The 15,853-nt window shown below is 75.1% G+C and carries 16 protein-coding genes; 11 read left to right on the top strand and 5 right to left on the bottom strand.

The window, feature by feature from the left end; all coding sequences use genetic code 11:
* The coding region (locus ACFUK0_RS36070) for a futalosine hydrolase (protein WP_380257540.1) at window positions 1–515 on the top strand (515 nt) is incomplete at its 5' end.
* Window positions 508–1,368 (top strand): 1,4-dihydroxy-6-naphthoate synthase, encoded by an 861-nt coding sequence (locus ACFUK0_RS36065; RefSeq protein WP_380257537.1) that lies wholly within the window; start codon window positions 508–510, stop codon window positions 1,366–1,368. The genes ACFUK0_RS36070 and ACFUK0_RS36065, both read left to right, overlap by 8 nt.
* Window positions 1,369–1,384: 16 nt before the next feature.
* Here the strand turns inward: ACFUK0_RS36065 and ACFUK0_RS36060 are convergent, their stop codons facing one another.
* Window positions 1,385–1,768 (bottom strand): cold-shock protein, encoded by a 384-nt coding sequence (locus ACFUK0_RS36060; protein WP_380257535.1) that lies wholly within the window; start codon window positions 1,766–1,768, stop codon window positions 1,385–1,387.
* A gap of 514 nt (window positions 1,769–2,282) precedes the next feature.
* On the opposite strand from ACFUK0_RS36060, the gene ACFUK0_RS36055 reads away from it, so the two are divergent.
* Complete coding sequence (locus ACFUK0_RS36055) at window positions 2,283–2,516, top strand: hypothetical protein (protein ID WP_380257533.1); 234 nt, start codon at window positions 2,283–2,285, stop codon at window positions 2,514–2,516.
* Between the two features lie 24 nt (window positions 2,517–2,540).
* Here the strand turns inward: ACFUK0_RS36055 and ACFUK0_RS36050 are convergent, their stop codons facing one another.
* A complete protein-coding gene (locus ACFUK0_RS36050) occupies window positions 2,541–3,167 on the bottom strand; it encodes an HAD family hydrolase (RefSeq protein WP_380257531.1) in 627 nt (208 codons plus the stop codon).
* Window positions 3,168–3,282: 115 nt separating this feature from the next.
* Here ACFUK0_RS36050 and ACFUK0_RS36045 point away from each other — a divergent pair, with 115 nt between their 5' ends.
* From ACFUK0_RS36045 to ACFUK0_RS36030, 4 genes are read left to right on the top strand one after another with little or no spacing between them, the layout of a single operon-like run.
* Complete coding sequence (locus ACFUK0_RS36045; RefSeq protein WP_380257529.1) at window positions 3,283–4,368, top strand: FecCD family ABC transporter permease; 1,086 nt, start codon at window positions 3,283–3,285, stop codon at window positions 4,366–4,368.
* Entirely contained in the window at window positions 4,365–5,432 is a 1,068-nt protein-coding gene (locus tag ACFUK0_RS36040) for a FecCD family ABC transporter permease (RefSeq protein ID WP_380257527.1), read from the top strand. Before ACFUK0_RS36045 ends, ACFUK0_RS36040 begins: the two co-directional genes overlap by 4 nt.
* Window positions 5,432–6,238: an ABC transporter ATP-binding protein gene (locus ACFUK0_RS36035; protein WP_380257525.1), complete on the top strand. Its 807-nt coding sequence runs from the start codon at window positions 5,432–5,434 to the stop codon at window positions 6,236–6,238. The genes ACFUK0_RS36040 and ACFUK0_RS36035 overlap by 1 nt, the downstream gene beginning before the upstream one ends.
* 51 nt (window positions 6,239–6,289) lie before the next feature.
* Complete coding sequence (locus ACFUK0_RS36030; protein WP_380257523.1) at window positions 6,290–7,228, top strand: ABC transporter substrate-binding protein; 939 nt, start codon at window positions 6,290–6,292, stop codon at window positions 7,226–7,228.
* A gap of 4 nt (window positions 7,229–7,232) precedes the next feature.
* Here the strand turns inward: ACFUK0_RS36030 and ACFUK0_RS36025 are convergent, their stop codons facing one another.
* Window positions 7,233–7,985, bottom strand: a complete 753-nt coding sequence (locus ACFUK0_RS36025; protein ID WP_380257520.1) for a hypothetical protein — start codon at window positions 7,983–7,985, stop codon at window positions 7,233–7,235.
* 159 nt (window positions 7,986–8,144) lie between these two features.
* On the opposite strand from ACFUK0_RS36025, the gene ACFUK0_RS36020 reads away from it, so the two are divergent.
* A complete protein-coding gene (locus ACFUK0_RS36020; RefSeq protein ID WP_380257518.1) occupies window positions 8,145–10,691 on the top strand; it encodes a helicase-associated domain-containing protein in 2,547 nt (848 codons plus the stop codon).
* Between the two features lie 24 nt (window positions 10,692–10,715).
* Here ACFUK0_RS36020 and ACFUK0_RS36015 read toward each other — a convergent pair whose 3' ends face one another.
* Window positions 10,716–10,949 (bottom strand): hypothetical protein, encoded by a 234-nt coding sequence (locus ACFUK0_RS36015; RefSeq protein WP_380257516.1) that lies wholly within the window; start codon window positions 10,947–10,949, stop codon window positions 10,716–10,718.
* A 126-nt stretch (window positions 10,950–11,075) separates the two neighbouring features.
* Here ACFUK0_RS36015 and ACFUK0_RS36010 point away from each other — a divergent pair, with 126 nt between their 5' ends.
* Window positions 11,076–11,486, top strand: coding sequence for a hypothetical protein (locus ACFUK0_RS36010; protein WP_380257514.1), 411 nt, complete (start codon window positions 11,076–11,078; stop codon window positions 11,484–11,486).
* Window positions 11,487–11,555: 69 nt separating this feature from the next.
* On the top strand, window positions 11,556–13,193 hold the full coding sequence (locus ACFUK0_RS36005; RefSeq protein ID WP_380257512.1) for a DNA repair helicase XPB: 1,638 nt from the start codon (window positions 11,556–11,558) through the stop codon (window positions 13,191–13,193).
* A gap of 33 nt (window positions 13,194–13,226) precedes the next feature.
* On the opposite strand, the gene ACFUK0_RS36000 is transcribed toward ACFUK0_RS36005, so the two are convergent.
* Window positions 13,227–13,451 carry a hypothetical protein gene (locus tag ACFUK0_RS36000; protein WP_380257510.1) on the bottom strand — a complete coding sequence of 75 codons (225 nt, stop codon included), beginning with the start codon at window positions 13,449–13,451 and terminating at the stop codon, window positions 13,227–13,229.
* Window positions 13,452–13,748: 297 nt separating this feature from the next.
* Here ACFUK0_RS36000 and ACFUK0_RS35995 point away from each other — a divergent pair, with 297 nt between their 5' ends.
* Window positions 13,749–15,812, top strand: coding sequence for a HelD family protein (locus tag ACFUK0_RS35995; protein WP_380257508.1), 2,064 nt, complete (start codon window positions 13,749–13,751; stop codon window positions 15,810–15,812).
* The last annotated feature ends 41 nt before the right edge of the window (window positions 15,813–15,853 follow it).

Here is a 15,853-nt window from a genome sequence, read left to right as displayed (position 1 = left end):
CGCTGGCCGGCCGCCGCTACGCCCTGGTCGTCTCGGCCGGGATCGCCGGCGGCTTCGCACCGCACGCCCCGGTCGGCTCGGTCGTCGTCGCGGACGCGATCGTCGCCGCCGACCTCGGCGCCGAGACCCCCGACGGTTTCGCCGACGTCACCGAGCTGGGCTTCGGCACCGTCCGGCACACCCCGCCGCCGGCCGCCGTCGCGCTGGCGGCACAGGCGCTCGCCGCCACCACCGGCACCGTCCTGACCGTCTCCACCGTCACCGGCAGCGCCGGGCGGGCCGCCGCGCTGGCCGCTCGCCACCCCGGTGCGGCGGCCGAGGCGATGGAGGGCTTCGGCGTCGCCGAGGCCGCCGCCCGGCACGGCCTGCCGGTGCTGGAGATCCGTACGGTCTCCAACGCGGTGGGCCCGCGCGACCGCTCGGCCTGGCGGATCGGCGAGGCGCTGGGCGCCCTGGAGCGGGCCTTCGCCGCCCTGCCCTACCCGGAGCTGCTCAAGGAGGTCCACCGTGGCTGAGACCGGCCGGTCCCAGGCCCTGCGCGTCGCCTACTCCCCCTGCCCCAACGACACCTTCGTGTTCCACGCCTGGGCACACGGCCTGGTGGCCGGCGCCGACGCGCCGGAGGTGGCCTTCGCGGACATCGACATCACCAACGGCATGGCCGAGCGCGGCGAGCTGGACGTCCTGAAGATCAGCTACGGGGCGCTGCCCTGGGTGCTGGACGAGTACGCCCTGCTGCCCTGCGGCGGCGCACTCGGCCGGGGCTGCGGCCCGCTGGTGCTGACCCGCCCCGGCGACTCCGGGGACCTCTCCGGCCGCCGGGTGGCGGTGCCCTCCGAGCGCTCCACCGCCTACCTGCTGTTCCGGCTCTGGGCGGCGAAGGCGGTGCCCGGCGGCCTCGGCGAGATCGTCGTACTGCCGTTCCACGAGATCATGCCCGCCGTCCGCGACGGCCGGGTCGACGCGGGCCTGGTGATCCACGAGGCCCGCTTCACGTACCAGCAGTACGGCCTGCACAAGCTCGCCGACATGGGCGAGGCCTGGGAGCAGGAGACCGGCCTGCCGATCCCGCTCGGCGCGATCATCGCCCGGCGCTCGCTCGGGCCGCAGCGCCTCAAGGAGATCACCGAAGCCATCCGGGCGTCCGTCCGGCAGGCCTGGGACGACCCGGCGGCCAGCCGCCCGTACGTGCTGGCGCACGCCCAGGAGATGGACCCGCAGGTCGCCGACCAGCACATCGGGCTGTACGTCAACGACTTCACCGCCGACCTCGGCGAGGACGGCTACGCCGCTGTCCGGGCCCTGCTCACCCGGGCCGCCGCCGAGGGGCTGGTTCCCCCCCTCGGCCCGGGTGCGCTCGACCTCTGAGCGGGTCCGGCAGCGGTCAGAGGTCGAACTGGTCCGCCACCGCGCGCAGCAGCGAAGCCAGCTTCTGGCCGGTCGGCTTCGCCGGGTAGCGGCCGTGCTGGAGGCCCGGGAGCACCGCGTCCAGGGTGGTGATGAGGTCCTGCACGATCGGCGCCATGTCGTCCGCGCTCTTGCGCAGGGCGGCGGCCACCGACGGGAGCGCCTCCAGCAGCGTCACGGACATCGCCTGGTCACCGCGGTGCCCGGCGACGATGCCGAACTCCACCCGCTGACCCGGCTTCAGCACGGTGACCCCGGTGGGCAGCGCCTTGGTGTGGACGAAGACCTCGCCGCCGTCGTCGCGCGACAGGAAGCCGTAGCCCTTCGTCTCGTTGAACCACTTGACCTGGCCGGTGGGCATCTCGAACAGTCCTCGGTGTGGGTGCGGCGGGATCACGGCAGTGCCGCGGTCCCTGGGATGGATGACTGGGGTGGCGCCTGCGGGGCGGCGCCGGGAGTGGGGACGGACGGGCACCGGACGGGCTGCGTCCGCGCCGTGCGGGTGTCCGCGGTCGGCCCCCACCGGGAGCAGACTAACGGTCTGTCACGGCCCCGTACCCGTACCCGGGGAAAGGCCCCGAGTCGGATCTGGCGGACGGGGCCGGACCGGGCACGGCACGGCCGGGTCGCGACATGGCGCAGTCCACTGGCTCGCACCCCCCGGACGGAAGCGGGGTACACCTGCCGGCACCCCGTGCACAGCCTGCATACCCCCGCCCAGCAGCGATCAAAACTCCCAGCGCCCGCAGAACTGCGCAACGTGACGAAGACCGCTCCGGGGGCCCGGACGGGCACGGGTGCGGCCCTCTGCCAGACTGGACACCCGACCGGGAGCCTCCACCGAGGCGCCCGCCGCACCGCCCGAGGAGCACCGAGTGAGCAGCCAGAGCCCCGACCGCGGCGACGCCCTCGTCCGGGCCGGCGCCATCGTCTTCGCGCTGGGATCGGTCGCCACCCTGGCGGCCTTCGTCCCGCTGTTCTTCCACCTCACGCCGCTGCCGACCGCCGCGTACTGGCTGAGCATGCTGATGCCGCTGGGCTTCCTGGTCTCCCTCGGCGGCCTGCTGGGCTCCGTGCGCGCCCAGCGCCGCCGGGCAGCCGCCGAGTAGCGGCCGAGTAGCTGCTGGCGGCCGCTAGCCGACGTGGGCGGCGAGCCAGGCCGGGAACTCCGTCAGGTCGGCCAGCACCACGTCGGCTCCGGCCGCCAGCAGCTCGTCGGCGCCGTACGGGCCGGTGGCCACCCCGACCGCCACCGCCCCGGCCCGGCGCGCGCCCCGGATGTCGCCCAGGTGGTCGCCGACGTACACCGTGGCGCCGTGCTCGCGCAGCGCGTCGCCCTTGCTCTCCGCCCAGAGGTCGCCGACCACCACGTCGGCGTGCAGGCCGGAGTGCTCCAGGTGCAGCAGGGCGTTCGGCTCGTACTTGCCGGTGATCACCGCGACCCGCCCGCCCGCGGCCCGGACGGCGTCCACGGCGGCGTGCGCGCCGGGCAGGGCCACGGTCGGCGCGAGGGCCAGCTCCCGGTACAGCTCGCGGTAGCGGGCGGCGACCTCCGCCACCCGCTCGGCGGCGAACCAGTTGCCGAGCTCGTGCAGCAGCGGCGGCCCGAGGCGGGTGACCACCAGGTCGCAGTCGATGTGGGTGCCGGTCTCGGCGGACAGCGCCAGGTAGGTGGCCCGGATGCCGGGCCGGGTGTCCAGCAGGGTCATGTCGAGGTCGAAACCGACGGTCAGCGGTGCGGCGGCGGGGGTCGGAGGCATGGCGCCAGGCTATGCGAACGCACCGGGCCCGCCCCGGTCCGCCCCCGCACCCCGTGGTGCCCCTCACGCCCCCGGCGGCTCCGCCGAAGTTAGCGTTGCCTAAGCTGTCTCCGAGATGGAACCGAGAACCGACACACCCGCAGCCGCGGCGACAGCCGCACCTGTGCCAGTGCCAAGGCCCGTGCCCGTACCCGGCAAGCGGCGGCTGCTGCGCCGCCGGATCCTGTGGCTCACGGCGGCGCTGGCCGTCCTGGTCGTCGCGGTACTGCTCAGCCTGGCGGTCGGCAGCCGCACCATCCCGTTCGGCGAGACGCTGTCCGCCCTGCTGCACGGCGGCGACAGCACCAACGCCGTCGTCGTCCGCGAGCTGCGGGTGCCGCGCACCGTCGTCGGCCTCGCCGTCGGCGCCGCCCTCGGCATGGCCGGCGCCGTGATGCAGGGCATCACCCGCAACCCGATCGCCGACCCGGGCATCCTCGGCGTCAGCCAGGGCGCGGCGGCCGGCGTGGTGCTCGCCATCTCGGCCTTCGGGATCGGCTCGCTCACCGGGTACGTCTGGTTCGGCTTCGCCGGCGCCGCCCTCGCGACCGTCCTGGTGTACGTGCTGGCCGGGCGCGGCCGGGGCGGTGCCACGCCGGTGAAGCTCGCGCTGGCGGGCTCCGCGATGTCGGCGTTCATCGCCTCGCTGAACACGCTCGTCCTCACCACCGACGCCGCCACCCTGGACCAGTTCCGGTTCTGGCAGGTCGGCTCGCTCTCCGGCCGGACCTCGGACGTCGCCTGGCAGCTGCTGCCGTTCCTGCTGGCCGGCACCGTCCTGGTGTTCGCGGTCGCCCGCGGCCTGGACGCGCTCGCCCTCGGTGACGACACCGCCAAGGGCCTCGGCGCGAAGACCGGCCTGGTCCGGGCCACCGGGGCGCTCGGCGCGACCGTGCTGACCGGTTCGGCGGTCGCCGCGGCCGGACCGATCGCCTTCGTCGGCCTCGCCGTCCCGCACGCCGCCCGCGCGCTGGTCGGCGCCGACCACCGCTGGGTGCTGACCCTCTCCGCCGTCCTCGGGCCCGCGCTGCTGCTGCTCGCGGACGCCCTCGGCCGGGTGCTCTTCCCGCCGTCCGAGGTGCCCGCCGGGGTGATGACCGCGCTGGTCGGCGTGCCCGTCCTGGTCGTGCTGGTCCGCCGCCGCAAGGTGGTGGCCGCATGAGCGCCGCCACCGCCGCCGGCCACGCCACCGTGCCCCGGGGCTACCGCGTCCTGCGGGCCGGGCGGGCCTCCTTCCTGCTGCACCGGCGCTCGGCGCTGGCCGCCGCCGGCCTGCTCGCGCTGCTCGCCGCCGCCGTCATCGCCTCGCTCTGCCTGGGTGAGTCCACCGTCTCCCCGGCCGAGGTGCTCAAGGTCGTCCTCGGGCGGCCGAGCGGGCACGAGCTGGTGGTCGGCGAGTTCCGGCTCCCCCGGGTCGAGGTCGGCCTGCTCGTCGGGCTCGCCCTCGGGCTGGCCGGCGCGCTGATCCAGACCGTCGCGCGCAACCCGCTGGCCAGCCCCGACGTCGTCGGCGTCTCGCACGGCGCCGCCGCCCTGGTGGTCGGCCTGCTCGCGTACGGGGTGGTCGGCTCGACCGGGCAGGTGCCGTACGCGGCGGTCGGCGGCGGGCTGGTGGCCGGCCTGCTGGTCTACGCCCTCGCCTGGCGCGGCGGCATGCACGCGCAGCGCTTCGTGCTGATCGGCATCGGGATCAGCGTCGCACTGTCCTCGCTCACCACCGTCTTCCTGACCAAGGGCGACGGCTTCCAGGCGCAGCAGGCGAAGGTCTGGATGACCGGCAGCCTGAACGGCTCCGGGCACGCGCAGTCCGACTGGCTGGTCTGGGTGCTGCTGGCCGCGCTGCCCGTCGCGCTCTGGGCGGCGCGGGCCCAGCGCAGCATCTCCTTCGACGACGCCACCGCCGTCGGCCTCGGCCTGCGCCTGGACAAGGTCCGCCTGGGCATGGCCCTGCTCGGCATCGTGCTGGCCTCCTGTGCGGCCGGCGCGGCCGGGCCGGTGGACTTCGTCGCGCTGATGGCACCGCAGATCGCGATCCGGCTCGCCCGCTCCGCGCAGATCCCGCTGCTCTGCTCGGCGCTCACCGGCGCCGTCGTGGTCGTCCTCGCCGACCTCCTCGCCCGCCGGCTGCTCGCCCCCGTCGAACTGCCGGTCGGTGTGGTCACCGGCCTGGTGGGCGCGCCGTACCTGATGTGGCTGCTCGTACGATCCCGCCGTGGAGGCTCCTGATGACCGCTCACCGTCTCGAAGCCCAGGGCCTCACCCTCGCCTACGAGGCGCGCACGGTCGTCGAGGGCCTCGACCTCGTCGTCCCCGACGGGCGGGTGACCGTCATCGTCGGGCCGAACGCCTGCGGCAAGTCGACCCTGCTGCGGGCGCTCGGCCGGCTGCTGAAGCCCGCCCGGGGCGCCGTCCTGCTGGACGGCGCCGAGCTGGCCCGGATCCCCACCAAGCGGATCGCCCAGCAGATCGGCCTGCTGCCGCAGTCCCCGGTCGCCCCCGAGGGCATCTCGGTCTCCGACCTGGTCTCGCGCGGACGCCAGCCGCACCAGAGCTGGTGGCAGCAGTGGTCGGCCGAGGACGAGGAGGCGGTCGCCGAGGCGCTGCTGCGCACCTCCACCGCCGGCCTGGCGGACCGCAGTGTGGACGAGCTGTCCGGCGGCCAGCGCCAGCGGGCCTGGATCGCGATGGCCCTCGCCCAGGGCACCGACATCCTGCTGCTGGACGAGCCCACCACCTTCCTGGACATCGCCCACCAGGTCGAGGTGCTCGACCTGGTGCGCCGCCTGAACGTCGAGAAGGGGCGGACGGTGGTGGCCGTCCTGCACGACCTCAACCAGGCCGCCCGGTACGCCGACCACCTGGTCGCGATGCGCGGCGGGCAGATCGTCGCGCAGGGCCCCCCGACCGAGATCGTCACCGCCGAGCTCGTCCGCGAGGTCTTCGGCCTGGAGTCGGTGATCGTGCCCGACCCGGTGACCGGTACTCCACTGGTGGTACCGGGCGCGCCCTGGGCCGTAAAGGCCGACGCGTAGGGACAGTCCGGACATAATCGACGCACCGCCGACCGTGCCCGAGAGGTCCCGATGCGCCGTCAGACCCTCCCCCCGCTCACCCGCCGGGCCCTGCTCGCCGGGCTGGGCGGGGCCGCCCTCAGCACCCTCGCCGCCTGCACCGGCAGCACCACCGGCGACACCGCCGACACCGCGGCCGCCGTGAGCACCCCGGCCGGCGGCCCCCGCGTCGTCACCCTCGACACCGCCGAACTCGACTCCGCGATGACGCTCGGCATCACCCCCGTCGGCGCCGCCAAGGCCCCGGCCGACGCCGGCCTGCCCGACTACTGGCCCGCCTCCCGGCTGGCCCGGATCATCCTCGTCGGGAACATCGGCGCCCCGGACACCGCCGCGATCCAGCAACTGCGGCCCGATCTCATCCTCAGCAACCAGACCCGGGACGGCGCCCACTACGAGGCCCTCAGCCGGATCGCCCCGACCCTGCTCACCCCGACCACCGGCCGGCCCTGGAAGGAGAACTTCCAGCAGCACGCCCACGCCCTCGGCCGCCAGGCCGCCGCCGACGCCTTCACCGCCGCCTACCAGCGCCATGCCGCCCAGGTCGCCCAGACGCTCGCCGACGCGGGCCTGGCCGGCCGGCGGATCAGCATCGTCCGCTTCGTCGAGAACGCCCCGATCCGCCTGTACGCCCGGCAGAACTTCATCGGCACGCTGCTGGACGACGTCCGGCTCCCCCGCCCCGACCCGCAGAACACCGACCAGTTCGACGTCGAGATCACCCCCGACCAGATCGCCAGGGCCGACGGCGACCACCTGTTCTACGCCGTCTACGGCGACCCCGACCGGGCGCTCGCCACCAGCACCCTGGCGAGCCCCGGCTGGCAGGCCCTGGGCGCCGTCCGGGCCCACCGGGCGTTCGCCGTCTCCGACCAGCTCTGGTTCCAGGGCATCGGCTACACCGGCGCCAACGCCGTCCTGGACGAACTGCAGCGCCTGCTCGGCGCCTGACGCCTCACTCCCCGCGCCGCCGCATCGTCACCACCAGCAGGAACGCCGCCGACAGCGCCGCCGCCAGCCGCAGCACCCCCGGCGCCGAGCCCCAGATCTGCTGGCCGACCTGCTCCCCCGGCTGCAGGGCGACACCCCACCTGCCCTGCGAACGCCCCCAGAACCAGAGCGTCACGCCGGTCATCGCCACCAGCGGGATGCCCAGCACCGCGAACTTCTTCGTCCGGTCGCCGAGCCGGCGTGACAGGTACGCCAACGCCCACCCCACCAGCATCACCAGCACCATTCCCGTCAGCGCACCGCCCACCAGCACCACCGAGGCGAGCAGCAGCAGCGGGGACGGCCTGCGGCCCGCCAGCACCCCGCGCCGGGCGGGGGCGTCCGCGACGGCGCCGGCCGCGCGCCTGCGGCGGCCCGGGCGCTTCGCCGGGACGGCCTCCGGTCCGGGAGCGGCCTCCCCGGGCACGGCCTCGGCCTCGGGGGCGGCCTCGGGGACGGCCTCCTCCGCCGGCTCGTCGAGCACCGACATGTCGATGTGCACCCGGTCCCAGTCCGGACGGGAGGACGACTCCGGCGGCGCCTGCTTCGGCACCGACGGCGGCCGCACCGGCGGTGCGGGCGGCACCGGCGGCGCCTGCTCAGGTACCGGTGGCGGCAGGTAGATGCTCTCGCCCGGCCCGTCCGGCACACCCGCCCCGGCTCCGTCCTCGCCGGCCCGCCGGGGCGCGTTCACCCGCCACCACTCGCCGTCCACCATCACCCACCACCCCGATCGACCATCCGACCCACGACCCGCCCGACCCCGCCGCTCGCGACGGTACCGACCCGGCACCCCCGCACACCACCCACGACCACCCCACGACCACCCGCGAACAGCAAGCGCCACCCGCGCCCGAAGCCGACTAACCTAGGCCGGATGACCGCACAGCAGAGCGAGCAACGCACCGGCGGCTCAGCCGCAGGCCCCCGCACCCTCGCCGAGGACCTCCGGGGCCGCCCCGACGAGGCGCTCACCACCCTGCTCCGGTCCCGCCCCGACCTGCTGAACCCCGTCCCCGGCGACCTCACCCAGCTCGCCGCCCGGCTCTCCTCCCGGGCCTCCGCGCTGCGCGCCCTGGAGCGGCTCGACCGCTTCACCCTCCAGGTCGCCGAGGCACTGGCCGCCGCCCCCGACGGCAGCCCGCCGGCCGTCGTCCGGGGCCTGCTGACCGGCCCAGCGCGGGTCAAACCGCACCCCGGCGCCACCGCGCTCACCCCCGCCGAACGCACCGCCGTCACCGAGGCCGTCCCGCCCGCGCTGGCGACGCTGCGCGACCGGGCGCTGCTCTGGGGGCCCGACAACGGCCCGCGGCTGGTGATCGCCGCCCGGGAGGCCCTCGCGCCCACCGCCGCCAACCCCGGCCGCACCGGGCTCGGCCCGACCCTGGCCGAGGCCACTGTCGGGATGTCCCCGGCCAGGCTCCAGCAGCTGCTGGCCTCGGCCGGCCTGCCGCCCACCGCGGACCCGGTCACCGCCATCGCGGCCCTCACCGCGCTGCTGACCGACCGCAAGCGGTGCGCCGCACTGCTCGCCGACGCGCCCGAACCCTCCCTGCGGCTGCTGGACCGCCTGGTCTGGGGCCCGCCCACCGGCACCGTTCCGGACGCCACCCGGGCGGTCACCGCCGAGGACGCCCGCAGCCCCGTCGAGTGGCTGATCGCCCGGGGCCTGCTGCTGCCGTCCTCGCCCGGCAGTGTCGTGCTGCCCCGCGAGCTGGCCCTGCACCTGCGCGGCGGGCGCACCCACCGCACCGTCGAACCGGCCCCGCCGGCCGTCCTCGCGCAGCCCGCCGTCCGCGATCCACAGGCTGTGGACAGTGCCGCCGCGGGCCAGGCGCACACGGCCGTCCGCATCATCGAGGAGGTCCTCGACCTGTGGGGCCTCCAGTCGCCCGGCACCCTGCGGGCCGGCGGCGTCGGCGTGCGCGACCTCAAGCGCACCGCACAGGCCATCGACAGCACCGAGCAGACCACCGCGTTCTGGCTCGAACTCGCCTACGGCGCGGGCCTGCTCGCCCCCGACGGCGAGGCGGACGAACGCTGGGCCCCCACCCCGGCGTTCGACGGCTGGCTCCAGCAGTCCGTCGCGGGCCGCTGGGCGGCGCTCGCCGCGAGCTGGCTGGCCGGCACCCGGGTCGCCGCCCTCACCGGCACGCCGGACGGCAAGGGCAAGACCCGCGCCGCGCTCGGCACCGAGCTCGACCGCACCCTCGCGCCGTCCGTGCGCCGCGCCGCGCTGAGCGCCCTGGCCGGTCTGCCGCCGGGCTCCACCGCCGGCGCCGACGGCCTGCTGCCCGCCCTGCGCTGGCACCGCCCGCTGCGCGGCGGACCGGCCACCGCCGAGGGCCGCGACCTGCGCGACGACCTCACCGACTGGACGCTGCACGAGGCCGAACTGCTCGGCGTCACCGGCCGGGGCGCCCTCTCCTCGCAGGCCCGCGCGCTCCTCGACGGCCGCGACCCGGCGCCCGTGCTGGCCCCGCTGCTGCCGCAGCCGCTGGACCACGTGATCCTCCAGCCGGACCTCACCGCGATCGCGCCCGGCCCGCTGCTCACCCCGCTCGCCCAGGCCCTCGCGCTCTGCGCCGACATCGAGTCCAAGGGCGGCGCGACGGTCTACCGCTTCAGCGCCGAGTCCGTCCGGCGCGCGCTCGACGCCGGGCGCAGCGCCGCCGACCTGCACGCCTTCCTGGAGCAGCACTCCCGCACGCCCGTCCCCCAGCCGCTCAGCTACCTGGTCGACGACGTGGCCCGCCGGCACGGCGTGCTGCGGGTCGGCGCCGCCTCCTCGTACCTGCGCTGCGACGATCCCGCCCTGCTCGCCGAGGTACTGGCCGACCGCCGCTCCGTCGACCTGCGGCTGCGACTGCTCGCCCCGACCGTCCTCGCCTCGCAGGCCGCCCCCGAGACGCTGCTCGCCACCCTGCGCACGATGGGGTACGCCCCGGCCGCCGAGTCGGCCGACGGCGACACGCTGATCACCCGCCCCGGCAGCCACCGCACCCCGCCGAGAACGGCGCCCGCCCCCGTCCCCGACGGCCTGCCCACCCCCGACGACGCGCTGCTCGGCGCCGCGGTCAAGGCCATCCGGGCGGGCGACCGGGCCGCCACCGCCGTCCGCCGGGAGACCGTCACCGGCCCCGCCGCCACCCTCCAGCAGAGCGGCCCGGCCCGCGTGGACACCCGGCAGCTCCCGCGCACCGCCGCCGCCGACACCCTGGCGGCCCTGCAGACCGCCGTCCTGCTCGGCGAACGGATGTGGATCGGCTACATCAACGCCGAGGGTCTCGCCTCCCAGCGGGTGATCGACCCCGTCAAGGTCGAGGGCGGCTTCGTGACCGCCTTCGACCACCAGAGCGACGCCCTGAAGACCTTCGCCCTGCACCGCATCACGGGCGTCGCGGAGCTGGACGCCTCGGCCTGAGCGGCGGCCGCGGCCCGGGGGCCGTCAGTGCCCCTTCGCCTTCATGGCCTGGTCCGCGAGCCCGCCGATGCCCGCCTGGGAGACCGGCAGGCTGCCGCCGCTGACCACGTCGGCGAGCAGGAAGCCGCCGGCGGCGAACGGACCGCCGGGCTCGCCGAGCCCGGCCACGGCGTGGGCGGAGGAGGCGGAGAGGCCGGTGGCCGCGAGGGCGGTGCCGGCGAGGGCGAGGGCGGTGAGGATGCGCTTGGGCTTGTTCATGGCCTGCTAACGACTCCCGGCCCGGCCGGTCACCGGCGCCCGCCGGGGCGCCCCGCCTTGACGACCCGTCCGGGGGAGCGTAGTCCGGAAGGAGGACCCACGCGGGGGGCTTCGGAAGGAGGCGTCATGCTCGGTGACCTCATAGCCGAGATAGCGAGCCAGGACACCGGCCGGCGGGTGCTGGCCACCACGGACGGGGTGCACCCGGTGGTCGAGGTGTCCTTCGAGGGCAACGGCCGGGTGCTGGGCGTCCCGGTCACGGAGTTCGCCACCTACGAGTCGCAGATGCGCTCCGACGGCTCGATGTTCGGCGAGGGCCAGGGCGTCGGGATGAGCGAGAAGGGCGAGACGTACAGCTGGCACGGCAGCGGCATCGGCACCTTCACGGGCGCCGGCGGCGGTATGCACTGGCGCGGGGTGATCTACCTGGACAGCCCCTCGGACGTCTTCTCCCGGCTGAACGACGTGGTCGGACTGTTCGAGTACGACACCGACGGGAGCGGCAAGGGGGTCTCGAAGGTCTCCGAGTGGAAGTAGCCGTTCGACTCCACCGGGAAATGCGCGACACTGGAGGGTCCGCGCCTGACCGATGGAGGACTGCTCAAGGTGAACGACGGCCCGCTGATCGTACAAAGTGACAAGACGCTTCTCCTGGAGATCGACCACCCCAAGGCCGCCGACTGCCGCCGTGTGATCGCCCCGTTCGCCGAGCTGGAGCGCGCACCCGAGCACGTCCACACCTACCGGGTCACCCCGCTCGGGCTGTGGAACGCGCGCGCCGCCGGGCACGACGCCGAGCAGGTCGTCGACGCGCTGGTGAAGTACTCGCGCTACCCGGTGCCGCACGCGCTGCTGGTGGACATCGCCGACACGATGGCCCGCTACGGCCGGCTGAAGCTCAGCAAGCACCCGACCCACGGGCTGGTGCTCACCACCACCGACCGCCCGGTGCTGGAGGAGGTGCTGCGCTCGAAGAAGATCGTGCCGCTGGTCGGCGCCCGGATCGACCCGGACAGCGTGGTGGTCCACCCGTCCGAGCGCGGCCAGATCAAGCAGGTGCTGCTCAAGCTCGGCTGGCCCGCCGAGGACTTCGCCGGGTACGTGGACGGCGAGGCGCACCCGATCGAGCTGGACCAGGACGGCTGGACGCTGCGCCCGTACCAGCAGCAGGCCGTCGAGGGCTTCTGGCACGGCGGCTCGGGCGTCGTGGTGCTGCCCTGCGGCGCGGGCAAGACGCTGGTCGGCGCGGCGGCGATGGCCGAGGCCAAGTCGACCACGCTGATCCTGGTCACCAACACCGTCTCGGCCCGCCAGTGGAAGCACGAGCTGGTCAAGCGGACCACGCTGACCGAGGACGAGATCGGCGAGTACAGCGGCACCCGCAAGGAGATCCGCCCGGTCACCATCGCCACCTACCAGGTGATGACGACCAAGCGGAAGGGCGCGTACGCGCACCTGGAGCTGTTCGACGCCCGCAACTGGGGCCTGGTGGTCTACGACGAGGTGCACCTGCTGCCCGCGCCGGTCTTCAAGTTCACCGCCGACCTCCAGGCCCGCCGCCGGCTCGGCCTGACCGCGACGCTGGTCCGCGAGGACGGCCGCGAGGGCGACGTGTTCTCGCTGATCGGCCCGAAGCGTTTCGACGCCCCGTGGAAGGAGATCGAGGCGCAGGGCTACATCGCGCCCGCCGACTGCTGCGAGGTGCGGGTGACGCTCACCGACTCCGAGCGCCTGTCGTACGCGACCGCCGAGCCGGAGGAGCGCTACCGCTTCTGCGCGACCACCGCGACCAAGCGCCGGGTGGTGGAGGCGCTGGTCAAGAAGCACGAGAAGGACCAGACGCTGATCATCGGCCAGTACATCGACCAGCTGGACGAACTGGGCGAGGTGCTGAACGCGCCGGTCATCAAGGGCGAGACCAGCAACGCGCAGCGGGAGAAGCTGTTCGAGGCGTTCCGGACGAAGGAGATCAGCGTCCTGGTGGTCTCCAAGGTGGCGAACTTCTCGATCGACCTGCCGGAGGCGACCGTCGCGATCCAGGTCTCCGGGACGTTCGGCTCCCGCCAGGAGGAGGCGCAGCGCCTCGGCCGGGTGCTGCGGCCGAAGGCGGACGGGCACTCGGCGCACTTCTACTCGGTGGTGGCCCGCGACACCGTGGACCAGGACTTCGCCGCCCACCGGCAGCGGTTCCTCGCCGAGCAGGGGTACGCCTACCGGATCATCGACGCGGACGACGTGCTGTAGGCCGGGGCCGGCACCGGGGGCCGGCACCGGGGGTCAGTACCGGACGCCGTCACGCCCGAGGATGGTGACCCGGGCGACGGTGTCGATCGCGATGCCGACGTTGCGCACGGCCGTCGCCAGGGGGCTCCGGTGGCGGTCGGTCCCGGCGGCGGTCGCGCCGGGGTAGGGGTTGGCGGGCGCCTTCGGGGGCGTCCGCTGCGTGTGCACCCGGGGGGCCGTGGCCGCTGCCCGGGTCTCCTTGCCGTGCAGGGTGCTCATGCCATCAACGGTAGGTTTCCGGACACCCCTGGCGCATCACCCCAAAGGCCGTATCCGGCGGGACATTGGTCATTCTCCGGGTGTAGCGGCAGATCCGGGGCGCATCGGGGTTCACCCGTTCGCGCCCCGGGGCGCACGGGTCTAGGATTCTTCGTCTGCCCCCTCCCGAACCGTGGTACCTGCTGATTCGCGCAGGCAGCCGGGGGAGGCGTCGGCCGCTTGGTAACCGGTCGGCTGTCCTCACTGTGCGCTCCACGAAGCCGCTGCACCTGTACGGGGCAGCCGGGAAGGTCTGTCGTGCCCACCACCACCGCCACCGCCACCCCCGCCACCGACCCGCTCCAGCGCGAACGCGACCACCTCGCCTCCTCCAGGGCGGCGCTGCGCGCGATGCGCGAGGACGTCGAGTCCCTGGACACCACCGACGTGACCGGCACCTGGGTCACCGCGATCGTCCTGAACAAGCAGATCGAGGCCCGGATCGCCGCGCTGGCCGACCTCGCGCACACCCCGCTGTTCTTCGGCCGCCTCGACTACCTGCACGCGATCAGCGAAGAGCTGGCCGAGGGCGGCACGGGCGAGAGCTTCTACATCGGCCGCCGGCACGTCCACGACGCGGCGGGCGACCCGATGGTGATCGACTGGCGCGCACCGGTCTCCCAGCCGTTCTACCGGGCGAGCCGCACCGACCCGCTGGACGTCGAGCGCCGCCGCCGCTTCGGCTACACCGGCGGCGAGCTGACCGCCTACGAGGACGAGCACCTGACCGACCCCGCCGAGGCGGACGGCGCCTCGGCCCTGCTCGCCGCCGAGATCGAGAAGCCGCGCGTCGGCCCGATGCGCGACATCGTCGCGACCATCCAGCCCGAGCAGGACGAGATCGTCCGCGCCGACGTCGGCGGCACGGTCTGCGTCCAGGGCGCGCCCGGCACCGGCAAGACCGCCGTCGGCCTGCACCGCGTCGCCTACCTGCTGTACGCGCACCGCGAGCGCCTGGCCCGGACGGGCACCCTGGTGGTCGGCCCCAACGACGCCTTCCTCTCCTACATCGAGCAGGTGCTCCCGGCGCTCGGCGAGCTGGCGGTGGCGCAGGCCACCGTGCAGCAGCTGGTGGCACACGTCGAGATCCGGGCCGAGGACGACCCGCAGGCGGCCCGGCTGAAGGGCGACGCCCGGATGGCCGAGGTGCTGCGCCGCGCCGTCCGCGCCGGGATCACGCTGCCCGTCGAGCCGTGCGTGGTGGTGCGCGGTTCACGGCGCTGGCGGGTGCCGGTGCACGAGCTGACCGGGATCGTCGAGGAGCTGAAGGCCCGCGCGATCCGCTACGGCGCCGCCCGGGAGGCCCTGCCGCAGCGGATCGCGCACGCCGTGCTGCTGAAGATGGAGCAGGGCGGCGAGGCCCCGGACGACCGCGTGCAGGACGCCGTCGCGAGGAATCCGCAGGTCAAGGCCATGGTGAAGGCCTGCTGGCCGCCGGTCGACCCGGCGAAGCTGGTGCACCGGCTGCTCAGCGAGCCGGAGTTCCTGGCCGCGTGCGCCGAGGGCGTCCTGACCCCGGAGGAGCAGTCCGCGGTGCTGCGCGCCAAGCCAGGCCGCTCGGTGCGGACGGCTCCGTGGACGCCGGCCGACGCCGTCCTGGTCGACGAGGCGACGGACCTGGTGCAGCGCACCGCCTCGCTCGGCCACGTCGTCCTGGACGAGGCGCAGGACCTCTCCCCCATGCAGTACCGGGCGGTCGGGCGCCGCTGCAGCACCGGCTCGGCGACCATCCTCGGCGACCTCGCGCAGGGCACCACCCCGTGGGCGACGGCGAGCTGGCCGGAGGCGCTGCACCACCTCGGCAAGGCGGACGCCCACATCGAGGAGCTCACCAAGGGGTTCCGGGTGCCGGAGGAGGTGATCGCGTACGCGTCCCGGCTGCTGCCCGCGATCGCCCCCGGGCTGGCACCGGCCACCTCCGTCCGCGACGCCCCCGGCTCGCTGACGGTCACCCCGGTCGCGGACGGGCTCGACGCGGCCCTGGTGGAGGCCTGCCGCACGTTCCTCGGCCACGAGGGCTCCACCGGCCTGATCGCCGCGGACGCGCGCATCCCGCGGCTCGCCGGGGCGCTGGCGGCCGCCGGCCTCCCGTTCCTGTCCCCCGGCGACGAGACCACCGCCGAGGCCAGGCTGACCCTCGTACCGGCCTCGCTCGCCAAGGGCCTGGAGTACGACTACGTGGTGCTGGACGAGCCCGCCGCCGTGGTCGCGGGCGAACCGGACGAGCGGACGGGGCTGCGCCGGCTGTACGTGGCGCTCACCCGCGCCGTCTCCGGGCTCGCGGTGCTGCACGCCGAGCCGCTGCCGGCCCAACTGGCCTGAGCACGCCGCAGGGGGCGGCCGCACCGTGATCACGGTGCGGC

It is taken from the genome of Kitasatospora sp. NPDC057223 (assembly GCF_042669755.1).
In the GTDB taxonomy this organism is placed as follows: Bacteria; Actinomycetota; Actinomycetes; order Streptomycetales; family Streptomycetaceae; genus Kitasatospora.
This window is presented reverse-complemented; position numbering and strand designations above follow the sequence as displayed.